The sequence below is a fragment of the Nocardiopsis sp. LDBS1602 genome (assembly GCF_035818715.1).
GTDB lineage: Bacteria > Actinomycetota > Actinomycetes > Streptosporangiales > Streptosporangiaceae > Nocardiopsis > Nocardiopsis alba.
The window spans coordinates 875,190-888,679 of the sequence record NZ_JAYLVW010000001.1; the positions used below are offsets into that span (position 1 = coordinate 875,190).

The window sequence follows — 13,490 nt, forward strand, 5'->3', positions numbered from 1 at the left end:
CGCTGGAACTCGGCCGACCATCCCTCCAGGGCTTGCGAGGGATGGTCTGACCACCGCTCGCCTCGATGGCGACACCGCCACCGGCGGAAGCATCCGCGCGAGCCCGTCCTAGCTGTTGACGACCCCCCAGTTGTGGGAGATGTCGACTCCTCCGGGACCCCACGACCCACCACCGCTGTGGTCTCCTGCGGTGTAGTCGAACGTGGCGCCGTCGTCCTGGCTGAAGGTGATCTGCGACTGGGGCGTCCACCCCTCGTCGGCGGAGGCGGCCCCCACGCCCGCGAGCAGGGCGGCGGTGGCGGCCGTGGTGACTACGGCGATCCGAGCGAACATCCGTTGTTCCTCACTCTACGAATCTGACTAGTAATGCAGAGATTAACTTCGGGCCAGTGCTCTGAGCAGCAACAACACCCGGATCGGATCGTGCGGTCGCACCTTCGTCTTCGGTCGGAGCGAGGGACCTGCAAAGCGCGCATACGGCGTGGTCACGAACGCCGGCGGTTTCAGGCGGCCGGCCATCCATGCAGCGCGAACCGGGCTCCGGAGACCCATGCCCGGATGCCCTCGGCCGGGTAGGGGATCGTGTTCGACGGCAGCGCGCGCGGGTCGGCCCAGGCGAGCCCTCCGGCCTTGTCCGGCTCGGCGACGACCGGTTCACCGGCCCACTTCTCGGCGAGGAAGAACATGCCGACGCGGGCGAGGTCCTCGCGTTGCCGGTGGTGCACGACGGCGACCAGGGTCAGGTCGGCCGGGTCGATGTCCACACCGACCTCTTCCCGGGCTTCCCTGGCCGCACCGTGCGGGATCGGCTCGCCCTCGTCGAGGTGGCCGGAGGGCAGGGGCAGCATCCCGTCGCAGTAGCCGGTGTTCCGGCGTTCCAGCAGGAGGATCTCGTCTCCCCTCGGCAGGATCACGTGGACGTCGATGATGCTGCGGTAGCGCTCCGGCAAGGGTCCCCCATTGGGCGGTCTCTCGGTGTCGTTGCGACCCTAGGGCTCCGATGGCGCCGGTGAGCCCGGAAAGCAGAGATCCGATCACCTCTGGACCTTCACCGAGCCCCCGAGTTCGATGAGCCCACGGTGGCCGAGATCCGCGAGAGACTGTCGAACACCCTGCCGGCGGAACCCTCGACCTCCAAGGAGCAAGCATGACCCGGATCGGGATCACCGGTCACTCCAACCTGACGGCCGACAGCGTCCCTCTCGTGCGCCGGGCCTTGGCCGAGGTGCTCGCTCCGTACAAGGACGGTGATCTGGTCGGGGTCTCGTGCCTGGCCCGTGGAGCCGACCAGATCTTCGCCGAGGTCGTCCTGGAAGCCGACGGGAGGCTCGAGGTCGTGCTCCCCTCGGTCGACTACCGCGAGGCCAAGGTCAAGCCCTACAACCTCGAACAGTTCGACGACCTCCTGATGCGCTCCACCCTGGTCCGCTACATGCCGCACAGGACCGCCGGGCGCCAAGCCTACGAGGACGCCAACGAAGCCGTCCTGGGCGGGATCGACCGGCTGGTCGCCGTCTGGGACGGACGACCCTCCGGCGGCAAGGGCGGCACCGGCGACGCGGTCGAGGCAGCACGCGGCCGGGGCGTTCCGGTCGAGGTCGTATGGCCCGACGGCGCCCGCCGAGAATAAGCCCGGTTCACCCGGGCGGATTGCTGAAGGCATGGCCCCGTCCCCACTTCGAGCCCGGCCCCCTGTGGGGTGACCTCGTCACGGCCGGGGAGGGGCTTCTTCGAACGCACTTTGAGCGCGGGGCCAGGGAAGACGACCTGGAAACCGAAACCGCTATTCGCCGGCCGGGTCGAGGAAAAGGCTCATGTACAGTGCCGTCTCCCCCTCGGACTCGGTCCCGCTGTACAGGGAGGTGTCGAGGCCGCAGAAGGTGAACCCCATGCGCTGGTAGGCACGGATGGCCGGAGCGTTGACGTTAGTCACCTCCAGCCAGACGTGTCCGGCACCGCGTTCCCGAGCCCGATCGATCGCGTGGTCCATCAACGCGCGGCCGATCCCTCGCCCCTGGTACGCCCCGGCCACCTCGATATCGGCGATGACCAGCCGCCGGTTCCAGGGCTCGTACTCGGTGTCGACGTAGCCGCACACGTCATCGCCGTCCAGGGCGACGAACCGACGTCCGTTCTCCGACGTCTCATCGTCCTCGGGCTCGTCGTCGGGGAAGACCTTGTGAATCGTCGCGTCCAGCCGAGTGGGGCGAATACCGAACCCGTCCTCGGAGACGACCACTTCGAAGACGGTGTCCGAGGTGAACTCGCCCCTGATGACGGCGGACCTGTCGCTCTCGCTCTCGGCCACGCGATAGGTGATCGCTCCCGCCGTCTCGCTCTGCGCTGATCTGCTGCCGGGTGGCGTCATGTCCTCACCGTAGCGGTCCGGCACGAGCGCCCGCCCTCGTACCGAAGAGTCGACCGTCCGGCCCATAGGCCACGGTGGTCTACACAGCGCGGCCTTCGCCCTCGAACGCCGCCAACGAGGCGATGAAGCGCTCCGCCGCCGCATCGACCTCGGCGGTCGGGGTCAGCATCCTTTGTAGAAGGAGTCCTCGCAGACCCGCGGTCGCGATGATGCTCCGCTCCCGGGCGTCGGCCTCCGTGGCCCCATCGCGAAGGGCCGCGGCTTCGAGAAGACGCGCCAGGTCGTCGATGTCGACGACGAGCTCCTGGAACGCGTCGCGTTCATAGACCGCGAGCCCGACCAGGTGGAAGAAGGCGTGGACGCGGTCTTCGTGCGTGGGGTCCGAGTAGAAGTCCCAGATGGCTCTGCACAGAGCGACGAAGCCGAGTTCGTCGCCGGTCGCGGCGATGACGACGTTGTCGCGGCGGCGCGCCTCCAACAGCACCGCGCGCAGCAGCCCCGGCCGCGATCCGAAGTGGTACGTCAGCAACGTGTGGTGCACACCGAGCCGTTCCGCAACCTGGCGCATCGACAGGTTCGGGCCGGGGCCGTTCTCGCCGAACTCATCGAACAGCGCCTCCAGGAGACGCTTCTTCCCTTCCCCCACGGGCGATCTCACGTTGCCTCCGTTGACAGTTTCACCACTGTTGAGTACGTTACCGCACATCCAATTCACCACTGTTGAGGACGCCGTCGGGGCGGACCGCCTCAGGGCGCGAAACCCCTGGTCAGCTGGCGTCGAGATCCACTCCCCGACCCGAAGATGTCCGCCGATCCGGGCACGGCCGTCCCCATTGTCAAGGGGCCGCTTCATGAAGAGAGAAACGCGATGAGCGAGATACTGCACGGCTGTCTGCCGGACACGGAGTACCTGGAGGTGACCGCGCGATCGGGGCGCCGCTACGGCGTCTGGGTGACCACACCCCCCGGTTACGCGGACTCCACGGATCCCCTGCCGCTGATCTACGTGCTGGACGGCAACTGGTCCGTCGGACTCACAGCGCCCCTCATCGTCACCCAGGCGGACCCGTATCTGACGATCGCCCCGTACATCCAGGTCAGCGTCGGGTACGCCGGTGAGGAGGCCGCCTCCTGGTCGTCGCTCCGCAATCGCGACCTCGTTCCGCCGGGAGAACCCATCGGTGAGGAGATGATGGCGACCCTCACGGCGGCTCGCGAGACGGGGAGGATGACCCAGGAGCAGGTGGACGCCTACCTCGCGGAGCCGGCCGAGACCCGGGCCGACGTCTTCCTCGACTTCCTGACCGACGAACTCCACCCGCACCTGCGGTCGAGGCTGCGGGTCGGCGAGTCCGGGCACGGCCTCTTCGGCTACTCCTACGGGGGACTCTTCGCCCTCTACGCGTGGCTGCGCGAGGCGGCGCCCTTCGCGAGCTTCGGCGCGGGCAGCCCCGGCGTCGCCGGTGCGGACAGCCGGATCTTCACCCTCATCGACGCCCTACCGGAACCCGGCGAGGGCTCGGCCGGCTCACGGCTGCACATCACGCTGAACGAGGCCGAGCTGCTCGGAGACGTTCCGTTCTACCGCGGCATGTCCCGCAACGTTCTTACGGCGGTGGAACGACTGCACGCCAAGGGATGGGCGGAGCACGTTTCGAAGGCCTTGTTGCGAGAAACGCACGTCACCGGTCTGCAAGCGTCGTTCCTCGGCTACTTGAAGACCTGCCACAAGCGCTGACCGGTCGCGGTCGCGCAGGGCCGCGGCGCCCACCTCTGCGGACCTCGCTCACCAGGGCCCGGCGAGCATGGCTCCCGGGCCTTCGTCGTGTTCGGCCCCGCCCTGCCGGGCGTACTCCGCTGCCCGAAGCCGGACGCCCCCACATCCCCGCCCGGGACTCCTGCTCCCACAGGGACGAGGGACGGTCGAACCCGGGATGGAACGCTACAGGCGGTTCACGATCACGCCGAACTCCTCCGGAGTGAGAACGCCTCTGTTCCGCAGCTCTTTCACCATCTCGAAGGACGACATGGGCGCGGGCTCCGGGACCTGTCGTACCGGCGCGGCCGGAGCCGGAGCGTGTGCCGGTCCCCGCGAGATGATGCCGTTGATCGCGTCGACCATCGCCTTGCCATCGGGCTTCTGGACCTGGTCGATCACGGCCTTGTTGCCACTGGCGAAGATCGTGATCTTCCCGAGCAGCATCCCCGCCGACCACTGGACCGACGAGATCTTCTCGAACGGGAAGTCCTCGGTGACCTGACTGGTCCATCCGTCCTTGAGGAACATCAACCGACGGTCGGTGAGCACCACCAGGCCCGTGCCGGGCCCGTAGACGCCTCCCAGGAGATGGGTGACGGTCTCGCCCTCCCGCAGGTACTCGACGAGCTTGCGAATCTCCCGGTTCGACCCGAGCCGGTGTGACATACGGTCACGCGCGGCCTGGATGTCGGGACGAAGCTGGACGTCGGCCATGAGGGAGCCTCTTCCTGGGAGGGATGTGGGGATCTGGCGCCATCGTGGCACGGGTTCGAGCACCGTCGGACCACATGACCGGCACAGGCCACCGTGTGCACCAACGCCCCATCATGAACGTCGAGAGGCGTCCAGAGCTCGACCATTGTTCTCCGATTCGAGCCCTTTCCTCTACCAGCGCCCGATCCCGGATCCATCCCCGCGTGCGGGGAGGCGGTCCGGGAGGGTACCGGGCTCAGGTGCCGGGGGTGTCGCCCGGGCCCGCGATCCAGCGGCGGTGGATCCACTCGCTCACCCGGAAGACCAGCGGCAGGCTCAGCAGCACGGTCAGGATCCGCACCACCTGCACACCCACCACCTGGGCGCTGTCGAGATCGAGGGCGATGGCGGCGGCCACCATCTCCCCCACCCCGCCGGGCACCAGCGACAGCATCGCCTCGGCCGGGTCCATGAGCCCCGCGGTGGCGAACAGCCATCCGAAGAGCAGTCCGGCGCCCAGCACGACCGTCACCGCGAGCGTTCCGGGGCCGATGATGCGCAGGAACTGCCGAAAGACCTCGGAGCCGATGGTGGCACCGATGGCAGTGCCGATCAGCAGCTGTCCGGTCAGCGCGATCGCGGTGGGCACCTCGGCGGCGAGGCCGAAGCCGAGGTTCACCGCGGCGGCTCCGACGAGGCCGCCGGTGAGGGGCCACAGCGGCACGCGGACCCATCGGAAGACGAGTGCGGCGCCCAGGGCGCCCGCCATCACCGCGAGCAGGGGCAGCGGGTTCATGAGCCCACCACCGCCAGCACGATCGGCAGGAAGACGAACACGATGGTCAGCAGCCGGACCGAGTGCACGGTCATCACCACACCCATGCGGGCTCCTTTGTCGATGGCCAATGAGGTGACCTCGGCCAGTCCGCCGGGGGTGACGGCCAGCACGGCGGTGGCCGGGTCCACGTCGTAGCGGGCCATCAGCAGGGCGATGACCAGCAGGTTCACCATGGCGAGCCCGAGGTAGGCGGCGATGACGGGGAGGGCGACCGATGCCGTGCTCCCCAGGGATTCCATGGTCAACAGCACACCGCTGACCAGGCCGACCAAGAGCAGCCCGACGTACCGCAGAGGCCGGGGGAAGGCGGTGGGTCGAAGCCGCGGCGTCCACTTCTGATTGGCGAGGGCGGCGCCGATGGCACTGCCCAAGAGCATGCCCGCCGGGACCCCCAGCAGTTCGAGGAGCGACCCCACCACCGCCGCGCCGGCCAGCAGTCGCAGGACGTCCAGGGCCCGGCCCCAGCCGGATCTATCCGCTCGCGCCGTCACGTGACCTCAATCGTTCGTCGTTGCGGGACATCGGCGGACCAGGCACGAAGCCCCTTGACAGGCGTTTGACCATTGGAATACCTTTCCTTCACTTGGTATACCAAAGGGGAGTGAATGTCCACCAATACGACTGATGTTCTCGTCGTGGGCGCCGGCAACGCCGCCATGTGCGCCGCTCACGCGGCCCGGGAACAGGGCAAGCGGGTCCTGGTCCTGGAAGCCGCCCCCAAGGACCGGGCCGGTGGCAACAGCTACTTCACCGCGGGCGCGACCCGCATCACCCACGACGGCCTGGAGAGCCTGGCGGACCTCATCGAGGCCGATGAGCGCCACGGCACCACGGAGGTGCCGCCCTACTCCAAGGAGGAGTACGCCGCGGACCTGAAGCGGGTGACCGACGGGCGCAACGACCCGGAGATGACCTCGATCCTGATCTCCAACATCGCCGACGACATGCGGTGGCTGAAGTCCAAGGGTCTGCGGTACCGCCTGATGTACGAGCGCCAGGCCTACCGGCGCCCCGACGGCGGTTACCTGTTCTGGGGCGGGCTGCACGTAGGAAACGTCGACGGCGGCGAAGGGCTGGTCCGCGACCACTACCGCGCGGCCGAGGAGTCGGGCATCGAGATCCTGTTCGGCGCCCGCGCCCTGCGCCTGGTCCAGGCCGACGGCGTGGTCACCGGGGTGGTCTACGAACGCGACGGCGAGGAGCACACCGTCCGGGCCGAGGCCACGATCCTGGGAAGCGGCGGCTTCGAGGCGAGCAAGGAGATGCGGGCCGAACACATGGGCCCGCAGTGGCACCACGCCGTCACCCGCGGAACCCCGTTCAACACCGGAACCATGCTCAACGAGGCGCTGAGGATCGGCGCAGCCAAGGGTGGGGACTGGACCTCCTGCCACGCCACGCAGTGGGACGCGGGGTTCGCGGACAACGAGTCCAACTACGAGGTCACCAACCGGTTGACCCGCCAGAGCTACCCGCTGGGCATCATCGTCAACCGCGACGGCCGGCGTTTCCTGGACGAGGGCGCCGACTTCCGCAACCTCACCTACGCCAAGTACGGCAAGGAGGTCCTGATGCAGCCGGGCGCCGTCGCCTGGCAGATCTTCGACGCCCCGCTACGGCCCATGCTCCGCCCTCAGGAGTACGAGGTCCCCGGCGTCGGCGAACACGTCGCCGACTCGTTGGAGGAACTCGCCCGGGACGCGGGGATCGACGTGGACGGGCTCCTCGAGACCGTCCGGTCCTTCAACGACTCCATCCGCACCTCGGTGGAGTTCGATCCCAACGTCAAGGACGGCCGTTCGGCCGACACCGTCCCGCCCAAGTCCAACTGGGCCAACCCCATCGCCGAGGGCCCCTTCTACGCCTACCCGGTCACCTGCGGCATCACGTTCACCTTCGGTGGGCTCAAGGGCGACTCCCAGGCCCGGGTGCTCGACCGGGACGGTGCGGTCATCCCGGGACTCTACGCGTGCGGCGAGGCGCTGGGCGGTCTGTTCAGCGGCAACTACCCCGGAGGCTCCGGTCTGGCGGCGGGCATCGTCTTCGGCCGGATCGCCGGACGGTCTGCGGCGTCATGACGGGCGGCACACAGGTCGAAAGCGTCTATCAGCAGCTGCGCACCCGCATCCTCGACGGGTCCCTCGAGCAGGGATACGACCTCAACGAACGCGCGGTGGCCGACCTGGTCGGCACCTCCCGGACTCCGGTCCGCGAGGCCGTGGCCCGGCTGCTCGTGGACGGGCTGGCCGAACGTCAGGGCCGCAGGACCCGGGTGACCGTGTGGGACGGCGAGAAGACCGGCCAGCTCTACGAGATGCGCAAGATCCTGGAATCGGAGGCCTGCCGGTTCGCGGCGATGCGCAGAAGCGAGAACGAGGTGGTCCAACTCGAGGCCTCCCTGGCCGAGCAGTCCAGACTCGAGGACCCCTCCGCCGCCGTGCGCCGGGAACTGAACTACCGGTTCCACCTGATCATCTGGCGTGCCAGCGGCAACCCGTTCCTCATCGAAGCGAACCAGAAGCACGGCGTGCAGTCGATGTCCATCTCCCCCACCACGCTGCGTACGGACCAGCGCTGGAGCGATTCGCTGGAGGAGCACACGCGGATGGTCGACCACATCAGGGCCCACCGGGCCGATGAGGCCGCCGAGGCCATGCGCCACCACATCGAATCCGCGTACAGGCAGAGGTGATCGTGTCGGCCATCGCCCCTCGCTGAAGGCCCTCGGAGGCCTTCGAGCCGCTCGCCCCCGCCCGACACGATCCGCGTCGGGCGAGCCACCGGCTTGAGAATGCCTCAGCGGCCGATGCGCGCGCCCGGGAGGTTCAGCCGAATTCCGTTCTCACGTCAGAGAAAGACGCGACGACGCCTCTTCGATCGGCTGAGCCGACCCGGGCACCGGTTCACCTGAAACGAACCTCGATAACACATCCGCTTCCGACCGGGAAGAAATATCGGTAGAGCCACCGGCATCCGCCCGGGGGCCCTGAGGAATGCCGATCATAAAATCCACACAGGACACAGCCCGGACGGATTAATTTTACCAGGCGAGCGGCTTTGAATCCGGGCAAAACGTGGTACTGTAACGCAAATCTCACGTTGATTTAACCTGTAATACCGTGAGCCACCGACCACCCCACCCTCGTCCATCACCGTTCCCACATAACCGGAAATACCGAAAGAGAGCCCCCATGCACTCCCCCACATCGCGCCCCGCCGACAGCCGAACCGGCAAGCGGAACCGACGTGCACTCATGGCCTCCATGGCGGTCGCCCCCCTTATTCTGGCCGGCTGCGGAGCCAATGACGGCGAATATCCCTCGGACTCCATCGAATACATCGTCCCCTACAACCCGGGCGGCGGCGCCGACCCCGTCGGACGCCAATTCGTCCAGATGCTGGAAACGGAACTGGACGCCAACGGAAACGTCATCAACGTGCCCGGCGGCGACGAGGCGGTCGGCATCACCCAGCTGGCCAACGCCGACGCCGACGGCTACACCCTGGGCCTGGGCACCTCCGGAGGCTTCGTGGCCCAGCCCCTGGTCACCGGCGAGGCCCAGTACGAGACCCCCACGGACTTCACGCCCCTGGCCAAGATGTCCGGCACCCCCTACGGCCTGTTCGTCTCCCCGGACTCCGAGTACGAGACCCTGGACGACCTGATCGAGGCGGCGAAACAGAACCCGGGGGACATCCAGATCAGCACGCCCGCCCGCATGGGCAACCCGGCCTTCGTGATCTACTTCCTCGAAGAGCAGGCCGACATCGAGGTATCGCTGGTCACCACGGCCGGCGGCACCGGGGAGGCGGCCCTGGAGGTCATGAGCGGCCGCCTGGACGCGGTGGTCGGAAACGCGTCGGGACAGCTGGGACTGGTCGAGTCGGGCGACCTGCGGGCCCTGGCGTACAGCGGCCCGGAGGACTACAGCGACTTCCTCCCCGACGCCGTCCGATTCGACGAGGCCGGGTACGAGATCCCCTTCACCTCGGACTACATGACCATGGCCCCGGCCGGTCTGGACGAGGACGTCGCCTCCGCCCTGCGCGAGGCCTCCGACGCCATCGTCACCAGCGAGGAGTGGGAGGAGTGGGCCCGCGGCCAGGGCACCCTTCCCCACGTGGCCACCGGTGAGGAACTGGACACCTACCTCGAGGACATCCAGGCCGGCATCGAGCACGGCATCGAGCTCGGAAACGACCGCGAGAACTGATGTCCGAGAACACAGGCCACGTATCGGAAAGCTCGACACAGGGGCTGAAGAACGACCCCAAACGCTTGGGGCGCATCCTCTTCGGAGCCCTCTTCCTGGCCATCTTCGTCGGGTACTACATAGCGGGAATGGATCTCGACAAGGGAACACTGGCGCAGCCGGGCCCGGGGATGATCCCCGGATGGATCGGTATCGCCGGAGCGACCATCTCCCTGCTGGTGATCGTCGAATCGCTCCTGGGACGCTCAGAGTCCGGTCGGATCGACTTCCCCCGCGGACGCGATCTGAAAGACGTTCTCATATTCACGTCCATGGTGATCGTCTACTACGCCGTGCTGATCCCGACCCTGGGGCAGTACATCGCGTCGGCGCTCTTCGCCGTAGCGTTCATCCGCGTGGTCGGCCGTGCTTCATGGGTGAAATCCATCATCATCGGTGTTGTCATGGGAATCGTCTTGACCCTCTTCTTCGCTGAGGCCCTGGGAATTCGTTTGCCCAGCGGCATGATCCTTCCGTAAGAGGCATAAACCATGGGAACAATTGAAGGCTTTCTCTACGGCCTCGAACTCGCGGTTTCACCCGAACTGCTCTTGGCGGCGTTCGTCGGAGCGCTGGCCGGCACGCTGATCGGCATCCTGCCCGGTCTCGGGCCGGTGGCCGGCGCCGCGCTGCTGCTGCCGCTGACCTTCGCCTACGAGCCCGCGGTCGGCATGATCATGATCGCCGGTATCTACATCGGCACCCAGTTCGCGGGGTCGATGACGTCGATCCTGCTGAACATGCCCGGTGACGCCCAGTCCGTCGTCGCCACCTTCGACGGTCATCCGATGATGAAGAACGGTCGCGGTGGAGCCGCCCTGACCATCATGACCCTCGGGTCGTTCATCTCCGGACTGATCGGGCTGGGCATCGTGCTACTGGTCCTGCCGGCCGTCACCGGCGTGGCCATGCGGTTCGGTCCCGCGGAGTTCTTCGCGCTGACCGCCGGCGGCCTGCTCGTCCTCGCCCGGATCTCCGGGGGCTCACTGGGGTCGGGGCTGTTGCCGATGATCATCGGTGTGGCGCTGGCGACGGTCGGTCTGGACGTCAACACCTCGACGAACCGCTTCACGTTCGGTCAGGTGGATCTGACCCTGGGGGTCGCCCTGGCGAGTGTCGCGGTCGGCCTCTACGGGCTCTCCGAGCTGATGTTCATGCTCACCGGGGACGCCAAGCGGCCCAAGCCCAAACGCTTCCGGATACGCGAGCTCATCCCGACCAAGGAGGAACTCGGCCGCTCGATCACCCCGTGGGGGCGCGGTTCACTGATCGGGTTCGGGTTCGGGCTGATTCCGGGGCCGGCGGCCGCGCTGTCCACCTTCGGTTCGTACAAGGTCGAACAGTCGGTCTCCAAGCATCGGAAGAAACTGGGCACCGGAGCGGTGGAGGGTGTGGCCGGCCCGGAGGCGGCCAACTCCTCGGCCACCATCGGCAGTATCGTCCCGGTGCTGATGCTGGGCATCCCGTTCTCCGCCACCCTGGCCCTGATGATCTCGGCCATGACGGTTCAGGGAGTCCAGCCCGGCCCCCTGCTGGCGACCCAGCGACCCGACCTGTTCTGGTCGGTCATCGCGTCCATCCTGATCGCCAACGTCATGTTGTTGCTGCTGAACCTGCCCCTGATCGGGGTGTGGATCAAGCTCATCATGACCCCGATGCGCTACATGGTCCCGTTCATCGTCATCATCGCCTCGATCGGCGCCTACAGCATCAACAGCAACTTCATCGACCTGCACATCGTGCTGATCGCGGGGGTCTTCGGATACTTCCTGCGGCTGCTCGACTTCTCCCCGGCCTCACTCCTGGTGGGTCTGGTCCTCGGTTCGATGATCGAGCGCTACTTCGTCCAGGGGATGGTCACCTACCGCGGCGACCTCTGGGCGATGGTCGGCGCCTCCGGCATCTCGATCACCATCTGGGCCCTGGTGGCGATCGTTCTGTTCGCGGGCTTCCTCAAGCCCGTCTGGACCGCCGTCACACGCAAGAAGCGCGAGCACGTCTCCTAGCTCCGCGTCCGCCCCGTCCATCCGGAACGGGCAGGACGGCGGCACAGCCACAGGACCCCTGGCGGACGATCTCCGCCAGGGGTTCTCCCCATGCCCGGGGCGGGCGGAGTCGTTCGAGGTGATCCGCCACCGGATGAAGCCGTGGCAGGGAGAGAACGCGCATCCCGCGTCCCCACCACCACGGCCTCGGACCGTCCCGGAGAGAACATCTCACCGACCGCGGGCCTTCTCTCAAAGAAGAAAACCGACCAGGACGATACCTATGCGGAGAAATCACCGGTCACAGCGCCACCGATCCCCCACCTTCCCTTGTGTAAGGGCGGAGGCGTTTTCTCCGAGTCCGAGGGCCGGTTACCCTCTTTTCATGTGGTCATCCACCGACACCGACGGGAAAATCCGCGAGGGGCTGATCTTCCTGCTCTCGCAGGGGATCATCGACGACTTCCAGGTCCGTGCCGGGGACGACTTCCCGTTCCGGATCCAGGTGCCCGCCGGGGTCGTACCCATGAACGAGAAGCAGGTACGGCACTTCATGCTCGGCGCGGTCGCCGCGCACTTCGGGCCCATCGCCCGCGCCCGCCGCTGAGGTTCGACGGTTCCCCTCCCCCGCTCGAGGCCGGCCGGGGTCCGGCCGGAGCACCCCGTGCCGCGTTTTCGGATTCGAAGGCCGAACGCGGAATTCGAGCGTCCACGAAGCGCTCGCCTTCACATGGTTTCCAGAACCGTTCCCCTGCCCATGAAGTGATCCCCGCGAATCGCTTTCCGCCCTGGTCATACCCCTAGGGACAGATACCCGGAGCTTTATCCATTCAGGCAGGAGGAACGGCCCCCTGCTACTGCTACCGCTCCCGCTCCCCTGGGGGTGCTCCCCGCCATCGTCCTTCAGTAGTGCGGGTTCAGGGGACGCCACTCCTACGTGCGTGGGGTTCGGGTCGACCACGCCCGCGCCGTTGCCCGCGCGATCGGTCATCCCCACCCGCGTGGGGTTCGGAGAGAACGACCTACGGGAACAGAAGCCGCGATCTCCCCACGACCTCCGCCACGAAGCGTCACACGCTCTCCCTCAACACCCACCACGCCCGCCTTGGGCCGCTCCGAGAGAGCACCTCACCGGCCCCGGCTCCCCTCTCCTGGAACACCGACGGACCGCCCTCGTCTTCACCGCGCCCGCGCACAGGGAGCAGTCCGCACCGGACATGACCGCGGACGTCGGTGAGGGGACCACCTCCGCACACGGGTTCCGCGACCTCTCCGACCGAACGAACCACCGGCGTTGAACAGCCCTTTCCCCAACTTCTCAGAAAACCGGCAAATCAGACACTCCATGCTCGCCAGGTCGACCCCCGGCGCGAACTCCTCGACTTTCCTCTCTCAGTGAACAAAACCACCGGGGTTCCCCCCCAAGGTCGATGTCGAGTTACCCGACCATCCCGAGGATGAGAAAAAGAGGGCATCCGTACTGGTGGGGGCCACGCGCCACAGAAAAACCGGACCCGAGGACCCCTCGACCCCATCACCATTCGTCGCTAACCGGCCCCCGAAAAATCCGGAGAGCGAACACCGAAACCCGACA

The 13,490-nt window shown here is 67.2% G+C and carries 15 protein-coding genes; 8 read left to right on the top strand and 7 right to left on the bottom strand.

Translation table 11 applies throughout. The annotated features are described in order from the left end of the window. Positions 1-108: 108 nt before the first annotated feature. Both U9J66_RS04055 and U9J66_RS04060 read right to left on the bottom strand, forming a co-directional pair. Positions 109-333, bottom strand: coding sequence for a hypothetical protein (locus U9J66_RS04055; protein ID WP_161111829.1), 225 nt, complete (start codon positions 331-333; stop codon positions 109-111). A 170-nt stretch (positions 334-503) separates the two neighbouring features. Continuing rightward, positions 504-950, bottom strand: coding sequence for an NUDIX hydrolase (locus tag U9J66_RS04060; RefSeq protein WP_326337069.1), 447 nt, complete (start codon positions 948-950; stop codon positions 504-506). A 197-nt stretch (positions 951-1,147) separates the two neighbouring features. Here U9J66_RS04060 and U9J66_RS04065 point away from each other — a divergent pair, with 197 nt between their 5' ends. Next, on the top strand, positions 1,148-1,630 hold the full coding sequence (locus U9J66_RS04065; protein WP_326337070.1) for a hypothetical protein: 483 nt from the start codon (positions 1,148-1,150) through the stop codon (positions 1,628-1,630). A gap of 153 nt (positions 1,631-1,783) precedes the next feature. Here the strand turns inward: U9J66_RS04065 and U9J66_RS04070 are convergent, their stop codons facing one another. Next, on the bottom strand, positions 1,784-2,368 hold the full coding sequence (locus tag U9J66_RS04070) for a GNAT family N-acetyltransferase (protein ID WP_326337071.1): 585 nt from the start codon (positions 2,366-2,368) through the stop codon (positions 1,784-1,786). A 79-nt stretch (positions 2,369-2,447) separates the two neighbouring features. Continuing rightward, positions 2,448-3,026: a TetR/AcrR family transcriptional regulator gene (locus U9J66_RS04075; protein WP_161111826.1), complete on the bottom strand. Its 579-nt coding sequence runs from the start codon at positions 3,024-3,026 to the stop codon at positions 2,448-2,450. 210 nt (positions 3,027-3,236) lie between these two features. Here U9J66_RS04075 and U9J66_RS04080 point away from each other — a divergent pair, with 210 nt between their 5' ends. Further along, positions 3,237-4,106: an alpha/beta hydrolase gene (locus U9J66_RS04080; RefSeq protein WP_326337072.1), complete on the top strand. Its 870-nt coding sequence runs from the start codon at positions 3,237-3,239 to the stop codon at positions 4,104-4,106. Positions 4,107-4,310: 204 nt separating this feature from the next. Here U9J66_RS04080 and U9J66_RS04085 read toward each other — a convergent pair whose 3' ends face one another. The 3 genes from U9J66_RS04085 to U9J66_RS04095 form a co-directional block, all read right to left on the bottom strand. Beyond that, positions 4,311-4,841: a PH domain-containing protein gene (locus U9J66_RS04085; protein ID WP_017536397.1), complete on the bottom strand. Its 531-nt coding sequence runs from the start codon at positions 4,839-4,841 to the stop codon at positions 4,311-4,313. Positions 4,842-5,076: 235 nt separating this feature from the next. Continuing rightward, entirely contained in the window at positions 5,077-5,616 is a 540-nt protein-coding gene (locus U9J66_RS04090) for an AbrB family transcriptional regulator (RefSeq protein ID WP_161111824.1), read from the bottom strand. Beyond that, entirely contained in the window at positions 5,613-6,149 is a 537-nt protein-coding gene (locus U9J66_RS04095; RefSeq protein WP_051067494.1) for an AbrB family transcriptional regulator, read from the bottom strand. The genes U9J66_RS04090 and U9J66_RS04095 overlap by 4 nt, the downstream gene beginning before the upstream one ends. A 114-nt stretch (positions 6,150-6,263) precedes the next feature. Between U9J66_RS04095 and tcuA the strand changes: the two genes are divergently transcribed. The 6 genes from tcuA (at position 6,264) to U9J66_RS04125 (ending at position 12,503) form a co-directional block, all read left to right on the top strand. Further along, positions 6,264-7,736 carry an FAD-dependent tricarballylate dehydrogenase TcuA gene (gene tcuA, locus U9J66_RS04100; RefSeq protein WP_326337073.1) on the top strand — a complete coding sequence of 491 codons (1,473 nt, stop codon included), beginning with the start codon at positions 6,264-6,266 and terminating at the stop codon, positions 7,734-7,736. Further along, positions 7,733-8,350 (top strand): GntR family transcriptional regulator, encoded by a 618-nt coding sequence (locus U9J66_RS04105; protein WP_017536393.1) that lies wholly within the window; start codon positions 7,733-7,735, stop codon positions 8,348-8,350. The genes tcuA and U9J66_RS04105 overlap by 4 nt, the downstream gene beginning before the upstream one ends. A 499-nt stretch (positions 8,351-8,849) precedes the next feature. After that, positions 8,850-9,872 carry a Bug family tripartite tricarboxylate transporter substrate binding protein gene (locus U9J66_RS04110; RefSeq protein ID WP_326337074.1) on the top strand — a complete coding sequence of 341 codons (1,023 nt, stop codon included), beginning with the start codon at positions 8,850-8,852 and terminating at the stop codon, positions 9,870-9,872. Continuing rightward, complete coding sequence (locus tag U9J66_RS04115) at positions 9,872-10,390, top strand: tripartite tricarboxylate transporter TctB family protein (RefSeq protein ID WP_326337075.1); 519 nt, start codon at positions 9,872-9,874, stop codon at positions 10,388-10,390. The genes U9J66_RS04110 and U9J66_RS04115 overlap by 1 nt, the downstream gene beginning before the upstream one ends. A gap of 12 nt (positions 10,391-10,402) precedes the next feature. After that, positions 10,403-11,917 carry a tripartite tricarboxylate transporter permease gene (locus tag U9J66_RS04120; RefSeq protein ID WP_326337076.1) on the top strand — a complete coding sequence of 505 codons (1,515 nt, stop codon included), beginning with the start codon at positions 10,403-10,405 and terminating at the stop codon, positions 11,915-11,917. Positions 11,918-12,281: 364 nt separating this feature from the next. Beyond that, complete coding sequence (locus tag U9J66_RS04125; RefSeq protein ID WP_014913341.1) at positions 12,282-12,503, top strand: hypothetical protein; 222 nt, start codon at positions 12,282-12,284, stop codon at positions 12,501-12,503. Positions 12,504-13,490: the final 987 nt, after the last annotated feature.

Excerpts from the sequence above, each read along its gene's own strand:
- U9J66_RS04055 (WP_161111829.1), bottom strand. The coding sequence starts at position 333 with ATGTTCGCTCGGATCGCCGTAGTCACCACGGCCGCCACCGCCGCCCTG.
- U9J66_RS04065 (WP_326337070.1), top strand. The coding sequence starts at position 1,148 with ATGACCCGGATCGGGATCACCGGTCACTCCAACCTGACGGCCGACAGC.
- U9J66_RS04070 (WP_326337071.1), bottom strand. The coding sequence starts at position 2,368 with ATGACGCCACCCGGCAGCAGATCAGCGCAGAGCGAGACGGCGGGAGCG.
- U9J66_RS04080 (WP_326337072.1), top strand. The coding sequence starts at position 3,237 with ATGAGCGAGATACTGCACGGCTGTCTGCCGGACACGGAGTACCTGGAG.
- U9J66_RS04085 (WP_017536397.1), bottom strand. The coding sequence starts at position 4,841 with ATGGCCGACGTCCAGCTTCGTCCCGACATCCAGGCCGCGCGTGACCGT.
- U9J66_RS04090 (WP_161111824.1), bottom strand. The coding sequence starts at position 5,616 with ATGAACCCGCTGCCCCTGCTCGCGGTGATGGCGGGCGCCCTGGGCGCC.
- tcuA (WP_326337073.1), top strand. The coding sequence starts at position 6,264 with ATGTCCACCAATACGACTGATGTTCTCGTCGTGGGCGCCGGCAACGCC.
- U9J66_RS04105 (WP_017536393.1), top strand. The coding sequence starts at position 7,733 with ATGACGGGCGGCACACAGGTCGAAAGCGTCTATCAGCAGCTGCGCACC.
- U9J66_RS04110 (WP_326337074.1), top strand. The coding sequence starts at position 8,850 with ATGCACTCCCCCACATCGCGCCCCGCCGACAGCCGAACCGGCAAGCGG.
- U9J66_RS04115 (WP_326337075.1), top strand. The coding sequence starts at position 9,872 with ATGTCCGAGAACACAGGCCACGTATCGGAAAGCTCGACACAGGGGCTG.
- U9J66_RS04120 (WP_326337076.1), top strand. The coding sequence starts at position 10,403 with ATGGGAACAATTGAAGGCTTTCTCTACGGCCTCGAACTCGCGGTTTCA.
- U9J66_RS04125 (WP_014913341.1), top strand. The coding sequence starts at position 12,282 with ATGTGGTCATCCACCGACACCGACGGGAAAATCCGCGAGGGGCTGATC.